This is a genomic window from Mucilaginibacter flavus, from assembly GCF_030409315.1.
Taxonomy (GTDB): Bacteria; Bacteroidota; Bacteroidia; order Sphingobacteriales; family Sphingobacteriaceae; genus Mucilaginibacter; species Mucilaginibacter flavus.
The window spans coordinates 66,915-80,690 of the sequence record NZ_JAUFPS010000032.1; the positions used below are offsets into that span (position 1 = coordinate 66,915).

General features: G+C 41.8%; 15 protein-coding genes and 1 tRNA gene. 11 read left to right on the forward strand and 5 right to left on the reverse strand.

The window, feature by feature from the left end:
• Positions 1–32: 32 nt before the first annotated feature.
• On the reverse strand, positions 33–1,514 hold the full coding sequence (gene pdxR / locus QWZ17_RS14825) for a MocR-like pyridoxine biosynthesis transcription factor PdxR (protein WP_290306034.1): 1,482 nt from the start codon (positions 1,512–1,514) through the stop codon (positions 33–35).
• Positions 1,515–1,597: 83 nt separating this feature from the next.
• Here pdxR and QWZ17_RS14830 point away from each other — a divergent pair, with 83 nt between their 5' ends.
• Positions 1,598–2,044, forward strand: a complete 447-nt coding sequence (locus QWZ17_RS14830) for a DoxX family protein (RefSeq protein WP_290306035.1) — start codon at positions 1,598–1,600, stop codon at positions 2,042–2,044.
• A gap of 7 nt (positions 2,045–2,051) precedes the next feature.
• Positions 2,052–3,050, forward strand: coding sequence for an EamA family transporter (locus QWZ17_RS14835; protein ID WP_290306036.1), 999 nt, complete (start codon positions 2,052–2,054; stop codon positions 3,048–3,050).
• 39 nt (positions 3,051–3,089) lie between these two features.
• Here the strand turns inward: QWZ17_RS14835 and QWZ17_RS14840 are convergent, their stop codons facing one another.
• Positions 3,090–3,437 carry a hypothetical protein gene (locus tag QWZ17_RS14840; RefSeq protein WP_290306037.1) on the reverse strand — a complete coding sequence of 116 codons (348 nt, stop codon included), beginning with the start codon at positions 3,435–3,437 and terminating at the stop codon, positions 3,090–3,092.
• A gap of 186 nt (positions 3,438–3,623) precedes the next feature.
• Here QWZ17_RS14840 and QWZ17_RS14845 point away from each other — a divergent pair, with 186 nt between their 5' ends.
• The 3 genes from QWZ17_RS14845 (at position 3,624) to QWZ17_RS14855 (ending at position 6,338) form a co-directional block, all read left to right on the forward strand.
• Positions 3,624–4,043 carry a pentapeptide repeat-containing protein gene (locus QWZ17_RS14845; RefSeq protein ID WP_290306038.1) on the forward strand — a complete coding sequence of 140 codons (420 nt, stop codon included), beginning with the start codon at positions 3,624–3,626 and terminating at the stop codon, positions 4,041–4,043.
• Positions 4,044–4,132: 89 nt separating this feature from the next.
• Entirely contained in the window at positions 4,133–4,498 is a 366-nt protein-coding gene (locus QWZ17_RS14850; protein WP_290306039.1) for a hypothetical protein, read from the forward strand.
• Positions 4,499–4,877: 379 nt separating this feature from the next.
• Positions 4,878–6,338, forward strand: a complete 1,461-nt coding sequence (locus tag QWZ17_RS14855) for a glycoside hydrolase family 30 protein (protein WP_290306040.1) — start codon at positions 4,878–4,880, stop codon at positions 6,336–6,338.
• Between the two features lie 326 nt (positions 6,339–6,664).
• Here QWZ17_RS14855 and purU read toward each other — a convergent pair whose 3' ends face one another.
• The gene (gene purU / locus QWZ17_RS14860) at positions 6,665–7,495 is read right to left on the reverse strand and encodes a formyltetrahydrofolate deformylase (RefSeq protein ID WP_290306041.1); all 831 of its coding nucleotides are present in this window, start codon (positions 7,493–7,495) and stop codon (positions 6,665–6,667) included.
• A 119-nt stretch (positions 7,496–7,614) separates the two neighbouring features.
• Here purU and QWZ17_RS14865 point away from each other — a divergent pair, with 119 nt between their 5' ends.
• A complete protein-coding gene (locus QWZ17_RS14865) occupies positions 7,615–8,031 on the forward strand; it encodes a hypothetical protein (RefSeq protein WP_290306042.1) in 417 nt (138 codons plus the stop codon).
• A gap of 132 nt (positions 8,032–8,163) precedes the next feature.
• Here the strand turns inward: QWZ17_RS14865 and QWZ17_RS14870 are convergent, their stop codons facing one another.
• Entirely contained in the window at positions 8,164–8,643 is a 480-nt protein-coding gene (locus tag QWZ17_RS14870) for a cupin domain-containing protein (protein ID WP_290306043.1), read from the reverse strand.
• Positions 8,644–8,651: 8 nt separating this feature from the next.
• Between QWZ17_RS14870 and QWZ17_RS14875 the strand changes: the two genes are divergently transcribed.
• Both QWZ17_RS14875 and QWZ17_RS14880 read left to right on the forward strand, forming a co-directional pair.
• A complete protein-coding gene (locus QWZ17_RS14875; RefSeq protein WP_290306044.1) occupies positions 8,652–9,146 on the forward strand; it encodes a TspO/MBR family protein in 495 nt (164 codons plus the stop codon).
• 51 nt (positions 9,147–9,197) lie between these two features.
• On the forward strand, positions 9,198–9,731 hold the full coding sequence (locus QWZ17_RS14880) for a hypothetical protein (RefSeq protein WP_290306046.1): 534 nt from the start codon (positions 9,198–9,200) through the stop codon (positions 9,729–9,731).
• A 235-nt stretch (positions 9,732–9,966) separates the two neighbouring features.
• Here QWZ17_RS14880 and tamL read toward each other — a convergent pair whose 3' ends face one another.
• A complete protein-coding gene (tamL, locus tag QWZ17_RS14885; RefSeq protein WP_290306047.1) occupies positions 9,967–12,330 on the reverse strand; it encodes a translocation and assembly module lipoprotein TamL in 2,364 nt (787 codons plus the stop codon).
• Here tamL and QWZ17_RS14890 point away from each other — a divergent pair.
• The 3 genes from QWZ17_RS14890 to QWZ17_RS14900 all read left to right on the forward strand — a co-directional run bounded on the left by QWZ17_RS14890 (position 12,321) and on the right by QWZ17_RS14900 (position 13,401).
• A complete protein-coding gene (locus QWZ17_RS14890) occupies positions 12,321–13,070 on the forward strand; it encodes a TrmH family RNA methyltransferase (RefSeq protein ID WP_290306048.1) in 750 nt (249 codons plus the stop codon). The two genes, tamL and QWZ17_RS14890, sit on opposite strands and share 10 nt — an antisense overlap.
• Positions 13,071–13,121: 51 nt before the next feature.
• Positions 13,122–13,192: transfer RNA gene (locus QWZ17_RS14895), tRNA-Cys, on the forward strand.
• 32 nt (positions 13,193–13,224) lie between these two features.
• The gene (locus QWZ17_RS14900) at positions 13,225–13,401 is read left to right on the forward strand and encodes a spore protein (RefSeq protein WP_290306049.1); all 177 of its coding nucleotides are present in this window, start codon (positions 13,225–13,227) and stop codon (positions 13,399–13,401) included.
• Positions 13,402–13,776 lie beyond the last annotated feature (375 nt).

Below are 13,776 nucleotides of genomic sequence, written 5' to 3' on the forward strand. Positions count from 1 at the left end.
TGTATAAAAAAGATTTAAGCTGCTCTTTAACATTAAGAAAGCTTTTTAAATACCGCGCCCAAAATATCCACCGCTTCCCGTATTTCTTTGTTATTAAGTGATGCAAAACCCAACCGTACGTATTGATGAGCGGGATTGTTATCATAAAAATAATCTCGCCCATCATTAAGGGTTAGTCCCATAACTGCGGCTTTTTCAGAAACTTCTTGCGGACTAAAACCATCAGCATATTTTACCCAAACCGCAAAGCCACCATCCGGTATTTTAAAACTAAGGTATTGGCCCAGTTGCTCCCTTAATAAGGTGCAAAGCAAGTCGCGGCGCTCACGGTATAGTTTATTTGCCTTTTTCAGGTGCCGGCCAATGTCGCCGTTTTTTAAAAGGTTGGCTATGGCTTCTTCCAGCAGGTGTTCGCCCTGGCGGTCAATCATTTTACGCAGGCGGGTAGTTTGTATAATTAAATTTGCAGGGGCAACCATAAAACCAATGCGTATGCCCGGCGCAATGGTTTTGCAAAATGAGCCAACGTAAATTACACAGCCATCGTAATCGGCGCTGGCCAGCGGCAATATGGGGCTGCTGGCGTAATGAAAATCATAATCATAATCGTCCTCAATAATAGCAAACTTGTATTTGCGCGCTAATTCAAGCAACCGCATCCGCCGTTCGGCGCTTAATGTTACGGTAGTGGGCCGGTGGTGATGGGGAATCACATACACCAGTTTTACCTTTTTTTGCCGGCATATGGCCTCTACGGCATCCAGGCTAATGCCATGTTCGTCAACAGGTACCAATTGCATTTTGGCCCCGGTATGCTCAAAGGTTTCGTTGGCACCCGGGTAGCCGGGATCGGCAGCTATCACAACATCATTTTTACCCAGTAAAATCTGGGCACAAAGGTAAATAGCCATTTGCGAACCTTTGGTTATTAAAATATCATCGGCGTTTACCTGTAACCCGCGGGTTTCGCCCAGGAAACGGGCCAGTTGGGTACGCAAATTTACCGACCCTTGCTCCGGGCCGTAAGTAAGGTATTTTTGCGTAAAGTGATAGTTTGCAAACCGGCGGTATTCGCGCAGCATCAATTCAACAGGGGCAATCCGTATATCAGGGAAACCATCGTCAAATACCAATGTGCGTGGATTATCGGTAGCGAAAAGTTCGGGGTAGGGAACTTTCTGTGGCACCTCAAAAAAGGTTTTATTGGGATAGGCGTTTTTGTTTGGCGTTGTGCCGATGGCCCTTGGCGATACATCGGGTAGGTTTTTGGCTACAAAAATACCTTTACGCGCATAAACATCAACCCAGCTTTGCGCATACAACTCATCATAAGCGGCCACTACAGTTTTACGATGAATTTTTAACAATGCTGCCAACACCCTGCTGCCGGGCAGGGCAGTACCAGGTTTTAAAGTACCTTGCCTGATTAAACCAATTATACCATTGCAAATTTGGAGGTACACCGGTACCTGCGCCGTTTTATCTATCTGTATCAAGCCGCTTGTAAATAACATATCTGGACTATCTTGTTTGTGTTTGCTGGACTATAAAGATAGGCCAATGCCTGCGTATTTTTATAGCAGTAAATAAAATAGATATGCAACTTGTTAAAAATTATCCGTTCCCGTCAATCGCCTTAAGGCTTGCATTAGCAACCAGTTACCTGTGGGAAGTGGCAGATAGACTTGGCTTTTTTGGTGCCCATGGCCAGCCCCATGTAGGCTGGGGCGATTGGCAGCATTTTTTAGATTACGCCCGCCAGGTAATGGCGTTTTTGCCGGGCGGGGTTATACCAACCCTTGCTGTATTGGCTACCATTGGCGAGGCAGCTATCGGGCTGTTATTACTTGCCGGTTTATTTACCCGTATCGCTGCATCATTAAGCTGTTTGCTAAGTTTGGCGTTCGCGCTGTCGATGGCTATCGCGTTCGGCTTTGAATCGCCTGTTGGATATTCGGTTTTTACAGTGAGCGCGGCAAGCCTGCTGCTGGCTACCTTGCCCGAATATAAATGGAGTATCGATTCTTTAATCAGTAAAAATTAAAAGTATCATGACTACTATCAATCAAAAAAAAGCGCCCACCTTATGGGTAATCGTAGCTTTTGCAACTGTATATATTGTTTGGGGCTCTACCTATTTCTTTATCCAAATGGCTGTTCATGGCTTTCCGGCTATGCTGATGGGGGCTTTGCGTTACACTATGGCCGGGTTATTAATGCTGGGTTGGTGCGCCATTAAAGGCGATAGGATATGGGTTACCAAAGATGTGATCAAATCGGGTATCAGCGGCCTTATTATGTTGTTTGTGGCCACGGGCATCGTATTTTGGGTTGAGCAAACCCTGCCCAGTGCTATGGTGGCCATTACCGTATCAACAGGCCCCATCTGGTTTGTTGCTTTAGATAAGGTGAACTGGCGGGTGAACTTCAAAAGTAAATCTACCATTGGTGGGTTGGTAATGGGCTTTGCCGGGGTAATATTGCTGTTTGGCGAACAGGTAAACAAAGCTTTTATCGGTAATCCTTCGGCACCTTCAGTTTCAGCGATGCTATTATTGGTTTTAGGTCCGGTGGCTTGGTCGGCTGGTTCTTTATATTCAAAAAAGCATGCAACCACGGGACCCGCCCGGTTAAACAGCGCCTGGCAAATGATTATTGCAGGCATCGCTTTTATACCGGCGGGAATTGCACACCATGAGTTTAGCGGCTTTAGCTTAATGAATGTACCCGCCCATGCCTGGTGGGCTATTGTTTATCTTATCCTGTTTGGCTCTATAGCTGCTTTTAGTGCATATGTATGGCTATTGCAGGTAAAGCCGGCAACGCAGGTGAGCACGCACTCGTACGTAAACCCGGTGATCGCTGTTCTTTTGGGCGTACTGTTTGCTGCCGAGCACATCTCTTTATTGCAGGTTATTGGCCTGGTAGTGATATTGCTTAGCGTACTGCTTATTAACCTGGCTAAATACCGTAAAACTAATACGGTTCAAAAAGTGGTGCCAGTTACCTGCAACATAGTTAATGATAAGCAACTAATGGAAGCCTGTTGACAGTATAGATGAAAACGAGGATAGCCTGCAGACAATTAGCTATAGGTTATCCATCGATTTCCAAAGCGCGGGGTTATCCCTAATCAGGCTTAAATGTTCAATTACCTCTTCAACCTCTTTCATATCCAGCGAGTGGCCGCCGCCGGTATAGGAAAAAACATTAGCCGGTGTTTCAAACGCGATAAAGCCTAAATAATCCGGGTCTTTTATTTTATCAAGATGTAATGTGCTTTCCTTACTTAAAGCCTGCCTGGGGTTGCCCTTGGCCTGGTCAATAAATAAGCTGTAGGTATAACTAATAACAGGACGGCCGTTAAAATGGGCATCGGTATCTGGTATCGCCATGATATGCAGATCGTTGTTTAACGTAAAAAATATCGGTTTCATAAAGTAAGGTTATCAAACTTCAACACCGTAAACGTTAAATGGTTTCTTAATATTAACTTAAAACTGCTTTAATGTTTCAGCCTGATTGTTAATGCTTTGCTTGTCGCGATTGCCCCCTTTAAATGTCTGTAAAAGCCTTTTGATATCGCTATCACGATAACTAATTTAGATATAAAAATCAGCCATATGGAAACAGAAAACAATGCCGAAAAAATAAGCATCATCGAAACCACTAAAGTGATAGATGCCAAATATGCTCATTTAGATGGATCGACGTTTGTAATGCTCAAAATGAGTAAAACAACCTTTAACGATGTTGATTTAAGCAATCTTAAAATAGTAAACGCCAATTTAAGCGATCTGGAAATTGAAGGCGCGCAATTAGGCGGGGCCTACATTCATAACATAGGTATGCCACCTAAAGATCATCCTGCTTATGATGAAAAGGCAAAACAGCGTCCCTTACGTTTTGAGGACTGTGAATTAAGCGGGAGTACCATCACCAATTGCAATTTAAGCAACGTGTCCATCAGCGATTGTAACACTACCGGCATGACTATCAACGGCATTTTAGTTGAGGATTTGCTTAAAAAATATCAGCCGTAAAAATAATTGAAATAAATATGGTACTATGTATTGTATAGTACTGTGTTTTGTATTAGCTTTGTGATGAACTCAAATTAAAATCACTCATCATGAAAAAAATACACTATTTAATTGCCATGGCAGGGATAATGCTATTGGCAACCGCGTGTCGTTTTGGAGGCAGACACACCACCATTATTGAAAACCGCGATGGTAACACCGTAAAAATTGAATATCGCGGCCAGGTTTACTTTACCGAAGACGGTACAGCCATTAAATTCATCACCCCGCATGGCTCTGTAAAATACAGCCATAATGACGACGACCTGGTTGCCGAAAACGAAAATGGCCGTATTACTTATGAAATTAATGGCGGCGGTAAACAAACCCAGCTTGATGAAGGAGCCAAAGCCTTTTTAGCAAGCGCCGTAAAGGAAATGATCAGGAGAGGACATAATGCTGATGGGGGAAGATGATTTGGGAATTTGAAGATTTGAAGCGGTGGCCAATTTAAGCAATATTAAAGATTATGCTTATCGGGTCAATTTTCAAATCTTCAAATTCTCAAATCGTCAAATTGGAATTGTTTTCAGTGTACAAAATACACATTTGTGCTTTAGCGTATCAAAAGCTTTTTTAATTGTTGGTTTATCAATTGTAACTTATTGGTTATTAAAGATATTTGTAGATTTTTGATTGCTATTAAAGCGTATCATTTGATCAATAAACGGCTACAAATCAATTATTTATAGCTGTTGTTATTTGCTTTATTCAATTTAACTCTCTTAATTTGGATTCCCGGAATCGCTTTCCTGATTGGCGATTTGTAAACCGGTAAACCAATTAAGTTAAACCATGAATAAAAAAGCATTGTTTGCCTGTTTTTTAGCAGGTGGTTTATTGCAGTCGCCACTGGTTAAGGCCCAGGTAAAGGCTCCTTTTTCAACTCAAAATAAAAAAGTAAAAGTTATAGTATCAGATAACGAACCAGGCATGCGGTTTAAAAATACCGAAACCCTGAAGTTTGAAGATAGTCCTCAACCCGGCGAAACCGAAGTATCGGTATTTGTTGATCCGGCAAAAACATTCCAAACCATGTTAGGCGTAGGTGGCGCTTTAACGGATGCATCGGCCGAAACTTTTTACAAACTGCCAAAGGACAAGCAAAAAGAACTGCTAACGGCCTACTACGATAAGGATAAAGGAATTGGCTATACCATGGCCCGCACTAATATTCAAAGCTGCGATTTTTCGAGCGATAGCTATAGTTATATCAAGGAAGGCGATGCATCGCTGAAATCTTTTAACATTAGCCATGATAGAGCTTATCGTATCCCTTTCATCAAAGCTGCTATGGCTGCTGCCGGTGGCAAACTTACCTTGTTTGCATCGCCATGGAGCCCGCCCGCGTTTATGAAGGATAACAACAGTGTATTGCATGGTGGCAAACTGCTGCCAAAATACTACCAAAGCTGGGCCAATTTTTATGGTAAGTTTATAAGGGCTTATGAAAACGAAGGTATCCCGGTTTGGGGCTTATCGGTACAAAACGAGCCTATGGCTTCGCAAAGCTGGGAGTCATGTAAATACACTGCCGAAGAGCAACGCGATTTTGTAAAGAACTTTTTAGGTCCAACACTGGCTAAACAAGGCCTAAGCAGCAAAAAACTGATTGTTTGGGACCATAACCGCGATTTGTTATATCAGCAAGCCAGCACTATTTTAGAAGATCCCGCCGCTGCCAAATACGTTTGGGGCGTAGGTTTCCACTGGTATGAAACATGGACGGGTGCCGGCCAACAATTTGAAGCTTTAAGGCGTACGCACGAGGCTTTCCCTAATAAAAACCTAATTTTCACCGAAGGTTGTATTGAAAAGTTTGATTTTGCCAAGATCAATGATTGGTCCTTAGGCGAGCGCTATGGTTTATCAATGATCAACGATTTTAATGCCGGTACAGTAGCCTGGACAGATTGGAACATCCTGCTTGATGAAAAAGGCGGACCTAACCACGTAGGTAACTTTTGCTTTGCCCCGGTACACGCCGATTTACGCGATGGCAGCTTAATTTATACCAGCTCTTACTATTATTTAGGTCATTTTAGCAAATATATTCAGCCCGGAGCTAAACGTATTGCAGCGGTTGCCAGCAGAGATAAATTGCTAACGGTTGCCTACCTAAACCCCAATGGCAAATTAGCCGTAATAGTGATGAATAAAACCGACGAAAAAATTGAATACAGTTTATGGATAAAAGGGAAAGCTGCCAAAACAACCAGCTTGCCTCACTCTATAGCTACCCTTGTGGTAGAATAAAGATCTTTTTATAATCAACTAAATCTCAGATGTATGGTGGATCATTTATGGTCCACCATTATCATTTTTAGGGGATAGCACAGAAGAAGAGCATGGGCCTGTGCGATTCCTTCCTTGGGGAAGGAGGCAATGTCATTAAGTTAAGGATTTACTGTTGGTTTTAATATCGAACACTGAATGTCCAATATCGAATAATAAAGTAAAACCCTTCGGTGTTGGACATTCGAAATTCATTATTCGATATTATTGCTAATTCCGTTTTTCCTTAACTTAATGACATTGACCATTCCGTTGGGAGGGAATAGAAAAAGATATCTTTTGCAGATCTAACTAAAAATAACCGTCTTATTCTTCGATACGAATACCCTATCCTCAAACACCAGTTTAAGGGCCTGCGCCAATACCGATGTTTCAACCTCCTGGCCGGCTTTAACCATATCTGTTACCGTGAATGAGTGATTTACGGGCACAATTTGCTGGGTAATGATGGGGCCTTCATCCAACTCGTTTGATACAAAGTGGGCGGTAGCGCCTATGAGTTTAACACCACGTTCAAAAGCTTTGCGGTAGGGGTTGGCACCAATAAAGGCCGGCAAAAACGAATGGTGGATATTTACAATGCGCATGGGATATTTGGATACAAAAGATGGTGGCACAATGCGCATGTATTTGGCCAGTACCACATAATCCGGCGAGTATTTGGCTACCGCGGCATCAATTTGCTGTTCAAATTCTTCTTTGCTTACACCCTCATGCGGAATGTGATAAAAAGGCATATCAAAGCGCTCGCATACGTTTTGCAAAGTGGCATGGTTGCCAATTACGCATTGAACGGTTGCGCCAAGGGTTTTAAAAAAATTACGGATCAAGATATCGGCCAGGCAGTGGTATTCTTTAGTTACCAGTACTACAACCTTTTTTGCTGGATTGGGGTTTACAGCAACCATCGCGCCTTCGGGCAGTAGTCGTTTAAGTAGCTGCTCCAGCTTTGCATCTTCATGGTCATTGTCCTCAACCTGTACCCGCATAAAAAACAGGTTTTCGGTATGGTCCACATGCTCGCGCATGGATATAATGTTGAGCTGTTGCTTTGCCAGTATGGCCGCTATATAGGCAACGAGGCCTACCTGGTCTTTACATTGGATAACAATAATCATACGCTAATGATACAAAGAAAATTTATCCTTATTACGTACTAATTTAAAATTAAGTTTTTTTGTAAGGTGCTGTATCAAAGCATAAAATGACTGCGTAATGCTTTATATAACCTAAAATCATGCGATACTTTATACTGCTTTTTGTAGCGCTGGTACTTTGCAGCGTTAGTTCATGTAACAAAAATGGCTTGCCCGGGCCTTCGTCTACCCAAATAACCGGTAGCTGGCGCTGGGTAAAATCTGTTGGCGGCATTGGCGGCTTTACCCTTACGCCCAAAACCGAGGGTTTTAATCAAACTCTGGCGTTTGCATCCGATAGCACCTTTAAGTTATATAAAAATGATGCTGTACAGCTTTCGGGCAAGTTTTCTATAACCAGGAATTATAAATATACGCCTACACAGAATTTAGATCTGATCAAGATTAACAACCAAACCGCTATGGCGTTTATAATTCGTAACGATACCTTATATCAGAATGATATATTTATTGCCGATGGTTTTAGTACAGTGTATGTACGCGTAAAACCCGATTAAAAGTACCAAAAAGTCATCCCGTATGCCAGGCGGCATCAAACGCGGGTCCCACATGCAAGACTCATGATAGGCAGATGCCTTGCAAGTGGGAGGCTGGTTTGCCTTCGGGTAAATCAGCATGACTTTAATTCGTCACGCTTCGTCTGGTATAAAATTGATGGACTGAGCTTCATCAAACACCACATAAACCCTGCGCCAGGGCTGATCGTCAATTAATTTCCATTGATGGGCAGTGCCGGTGGTATCGGTAGCTATGAGTATTTCGCCGGGGCGTAAAATAAAGGTTTCGCCGGTACGGGTTTCAAATTCCAATGTGCCCGATAGGGTGATCACATACTGATCGGCCGGGGCATTGTGCCAGTCGTAAAAAGAATGCGGCGGCGATTCCTGGAACCTGATGCTGCTGGCCTGGTTAAATAAACCTTCGGCAACAGTGCCGGTTTGTACGTGGGAGTGGCCATCCTGGCCGGTATATAGTTTATAAGCTTTTATCATGTTGTTTTGCCTTGCAGGCATGGCTGCTAAGCTAAGGTATTTATGATTTTTAATGATAACCACAGCATAACGCAATTGTAAATATTTAGCAAACTTATTGGTGCTTTGATGGTTCAATCAACATCATGATCCCTGCCGTATCCAGAAAATTTCAGTTCTTTCCGTTTCTCATAAGTCTGTTGATAACGCTGGCCATTGGTTTTGTGGCCTCGGTAGTTACCCGGCCCGAGATTGCCGGCTGGTACAGTACTTTAAAAAAGCCTGTATTTAATCCGCCTCCACAGGTTTTTCCATTGGTATGGTCGGTTATTTATGTGATGATTGCTACCTCCGCTTACCTGGTTTGGAAACATCGCAGCCGCAAGCCCGCCTATATAATTGCCCGGTCTGTTTATATTACACAACTGGCGCTTAATTTTTCATGGTCGATAGTGTTTTTTGGCTTACATCAAATACTGCTGGCCTTAATTGTAATTGGTTTATTGTGGATCAGTATTCTTTTTAATATCAATTGGTTTAGCAAATACAACAAAGTTGCCGGCTATCTGCTTTGGCCTTATTTACTTTGGGTAACGTTTGCCGGGGTGCTTAACCTGGCTATTTATTTACTGAATAAGTAGTTTAAAAAACACTATTTTTATTGCGCACATTTATTGATTGTTCTACAAAAAATGAAAAAGCTACTCCTTATATTCTGCCTGCTTGCAACGGCACATAGTTTTGTTTTTGCCGATGCAATAGCCATTAATCATTTTGTAGTAAAAGAAAACCCCTTTGGTACCGACCAGGTAGCCATTGTAGCAACAGATTCGGCGGGCGTAACACAGGAAAATGTGAACGGTAACTTCACCTTTGTAATGAACGGTTTCGAAAATCAGCTCAAGTTTGAAAAAGGAGTAGCCTTTTATCGCCAAAAAATAAACCGGTCTACCTTTTTATATGCCAAGCACATGAACGAAACCGGCACTCACGCCAATCTGTACTATATTTATAAGCACGATAGTAAACTAAGCCCATGGCATATCAGTTGGGTGCTGTTGGTAGCCATCCCCTTGGTATTAGTGTTACTGGCTTACATGTTTAAGCGGTTTATCATTATCGCGGTAATTATCTTCCTTATATTCCTCTATTTTAACTACCACAACAACCTAAGTATCCCAACATTTTTTGAAAGTATCATTGATGGCTTGAAGAATATGCTATAGTAGGAGCAAGGATTATTGGACTTTTAGACTTTAGGACTATTAGATTTTAGGACTATTGGACTTTTAGACAAAGGAGTAAGGACTTTAGGATAAAAGAGCAAGGACTTTTGGATAAAAGATTATTAATTCAATAATTCAATAATTCAATAATTCAATAATTCAATAATTCAATAATTCAATAATTCAATAATTCAATAATTCAATAATTCAAATCACTACTTCGCTAATTCACCAATTAAAACGGTAGTCCTATGCCGAAATTCAGCTGGGCAAAGTTGTAGTTGTCGCCGGTGGTTTTTAGGTAATTGGTTTTGAAATCTCCGGTATGGAAAAGTTCGTTGCTGTGTTTAAACAGCACCCATTGGTCGGCACCATTAAATTGTGGATCTTTTAGCTTAAAGGCATAATCAAGTCTGAAAACGAAGAAGCTCAAATCAAACCTTAAACCTGTGCCTATACCTAAAGCTGTGGATTGGTATAGGTTGTTTAACCTGAACTCGCCGCCTGGGTTCTCGGCTTTTTTGCCTAATCGCCATATATTACCGGCATCCATAAAAACAGCTCCCTTCAATTTGGCCCCAAAAAAGTTATCTACCAGTTTGTAGCGGTACTCGGCATTGGCTACAATCTTTATCTCACCAAACTGATCTATGTACTTGTATTTGTTTCGTTGTACATCATCGGTGCCGTAATAGGTAGCCCTGTTAAACTGACCCGGACCAAGCGTGCGCGGTAACCAGGCGCGCATATCATTGGCGCCACCTGTATAAAAGTTCTTTTCAAATATCAGCGAGCTGCTGTTGCCATACGGCACACCTATGCCCGGGTTAATGCGGAATATAAATTGCCGCTCGCCGCCAAAAGAACGGTAAATACGCAAATCCATATCGGTTTTGGTGTATTGCGAAAACGTATACCCAAACAACGTACGTTGGCCCAGCGTATCCCTTTTAGTATTGAAGCTATTGCTAAGCAGGCTCAGGAAATTGCCGCCTATGTCAAGGCTTCCCCTAAAATAAGTGAAGTTATCATAGGTGTTAAGTTCAATGGCATTATATTGAAAGGTGTACTGGCTACCTGTAGTAAACACGGTGCGGCCTATAAGGTAAACGTACGAGTACCGGTTATACTCGGGTTTAACCAGCGTATCCCTTGCTGCGGGGTCAATAGTACCTTTTGAAAACTCAATGTTGATGGGGGTAATGGTATGCTGTTTTCGGGTAGTTTCCCAAAAATCGTAAGATATTGAGTTTACAAAGCTTTGGCGCGTAACCAGCCCCTTTTGATAAAATAACGAGTAGTTGGTTGAAAAGGTGGTATGTGGCACACCAAATTTTCCCTGCAACGGGAAATCAAACGGCGATAATATGCGCGGGAAAGTCAAGTTTGCACCAACCCTAAACTCCTGGTTTTGGATACCGTTGCTATTGGTGGTATTTGAGCCGTTATCAAATAAAATACTCCAGTTAACTTTAAACTCCAAAATGGCTGCTTGTTTAAACAGGTTGCGGTTGGTAAAGGTATTACCTATGTTGTACCCATAACGCCCGTTAGCAAACAGAAACTCACCCTCTACCCGGTCCGAGTAATGTTTAAGGGGGATAATATCTATTTTGGTATTGAGGCGATGTGTGCTATCGGGCAGTTTTTCATAAATAGGGTTGGGCACATTTCTGAAAACATTTAACTCTGATAGGCGTGTGGTAGTAAGGGTTTGCATATCAATGTTATACAGTTTGCCCTTTTTTTGAAAGTTATAGTCTGTTACTACTCTCGGCACAAAACGGTGCGAAAAATCAACAAAACGGTATTGTGAATCAACTTTTAAAGTATCCTCCTTAGTCGCGGTTTTGCCGTTACTGGTAGAAATGGTAATTAGCGTATTGTTGATAGTGTAAACAGGATGCTCAGTTTTGCCTGGCGGATTATCGATGGTCATTTTAACATCAACAACGCTGCTGTTGAAGGTAGAATCGTAGTTGAAGTTTACATATTGCCGGTAAAAATCAAAATAGCCGTTGCGTTTCATGAGCAGGTAAATCTCATCACGGTCATGTGCAAGGCTATCCATATCAAAACGACCGCCCGGCTGTATGTGCGACATTTTGGTGCGGTTAGCCAGGTATATATCCCTTACCTTTTTATCGGGAATGCTATCTTCAAATTTGCGGATACGGAACAATGGACCTTCTTCGGCAGTAAAAACAAGCTCGGCCCGGCGTTTTTTGATGATTACGGTATCGGTGATCTTTGCTTTTACGTAGCCCTTGCTTTGAATAAACTTTTCCATCTGCCCGCGCGAATAATCAACCAGGCTGCTATCTAAAATAGCGGGTGCCTCGCCAATATTGCGTTTACCGTTGTTGCTAAACCAGTAATAAAATTGCAGATTGAGTTTATTGTTGGGCTGCTGATCTTTATCTACATAATTTAAGGCGGCTTCACTAAACTGATCGTCAATGCCTTTGATGGTAATTTTGCGAACCAAGGCCTGGTCTTTTCTAATTCCGCGGGTAACGCTACAGCCCGACCCGATAATGAGCAGTAAAATACTTAATATTGTAAAGCGGTAACCAGCAGGTTTAGTATATGCTTTCAAAATCACAAATCAGTTTATTAACGTCCTTACAACATAAAAAATTCAGGAGGGAGCATGGCCTGTTCCTGGTAGAAGGTTATAAATCGGTAATTGAATTTACAAACTCGGGCTACCAGGTTGATACAATTTACCATACCCCTGCAATTGTTCCAAAAATGCTGAATTTATCCCGGAATATAAACTTTCAGGAGATTTCGATGAAGGATATCGAAAAGATCAGCACCTTGAAAACGCCGCAGGAGGTAATTGGTTTGGTTAAAATGCCATTATGGCCCACTTTAAATTACGATAGCCTTAAACACCGGTTTTCATTAGTGTTGGATAATGTGCAAGACCCCGGCAATATGGGTACCATTATCCGCACGGCCGATTGGTTTGGCATTACTGATATTATTTGCAGTGAGGACACGGTTGACGTATATAACCCCAAGGTAGTGCAGGCCACTATGGGCTCATTGGCGCGGGTAAATGTACATTATACCAATCTTGAGCAGGTTTTACCACAAATAAAGCTACCTTTGTACGGAGCGATGCTTGATGGCCAAAATATGCATAATACTGCTTTTGGCAATGAAGGGCTGCTGGTAATGGGCAATGAAGGTAATGGCGTAAGCCCGGCAATTGAAAAGCTGATAAACACCAAAATAACCATCCCCAGGGCCGGAAAAGCCGAATCATTGAACGTGGCAATTGCCACCGCGATACTGTGTTCTGAAATAAAAAGAAATTCAATGAAATAATTGTTGGTATTGCAATAAATAAATTACTATTTTTGCAATCCTTAAAAATAGGGTCGGGTGGCCGAGTGGCTAGGCAGAGGTCTGCAAAACCTTTTACAGCGGTTCGAATCCGCTCCCGACCTCAAGGGTATTAAAAACATTAAAAAAAGAAATCATGGGCGTTACACGTTTAAAAAGAAAAGATAGAAGAAACAAAACTTTCTCTCGTTTAGAAGTTCAGTTTTTGAAACTGGCTACTAACATTGAGTACGGAAGCCGTTCTGCAGAGAAAAAAGGCAACCAAATTGAAAAAAACAACGCTGCTTTAGCTACAGCAGCAGCAGCTCTTTAATTCTGTCTATCTAAGCGCGCTGCGCTTTACAAGATCTTTAAAAATCCTGTTGGTTTAAGAAACCGGCAGGATTTTTTTTGTTTGGTCTGAATCAGAATTTACAGGATTTTAGAATTGACAGAATACAGGTTTGGTGCATATTTATTAGATATATTTAATTTTTAAGATTCTGTTTAAATTTGATGAGTATCGGTTAGGGTAGATAAAGCTTCATTGCCGTTGGTTTTAACCAACGGTAACAATGGGGAGAGTTAATAGGGCTTTAGCCCAAATCCGCTTGCACAATTGGGCTGAAGCCAAGACTTTTTTGTTTTTGTTACCGTTGGTTAAAACCAACGGTAATGATTTTATATGTTTTTAAAGAATTTCAATATC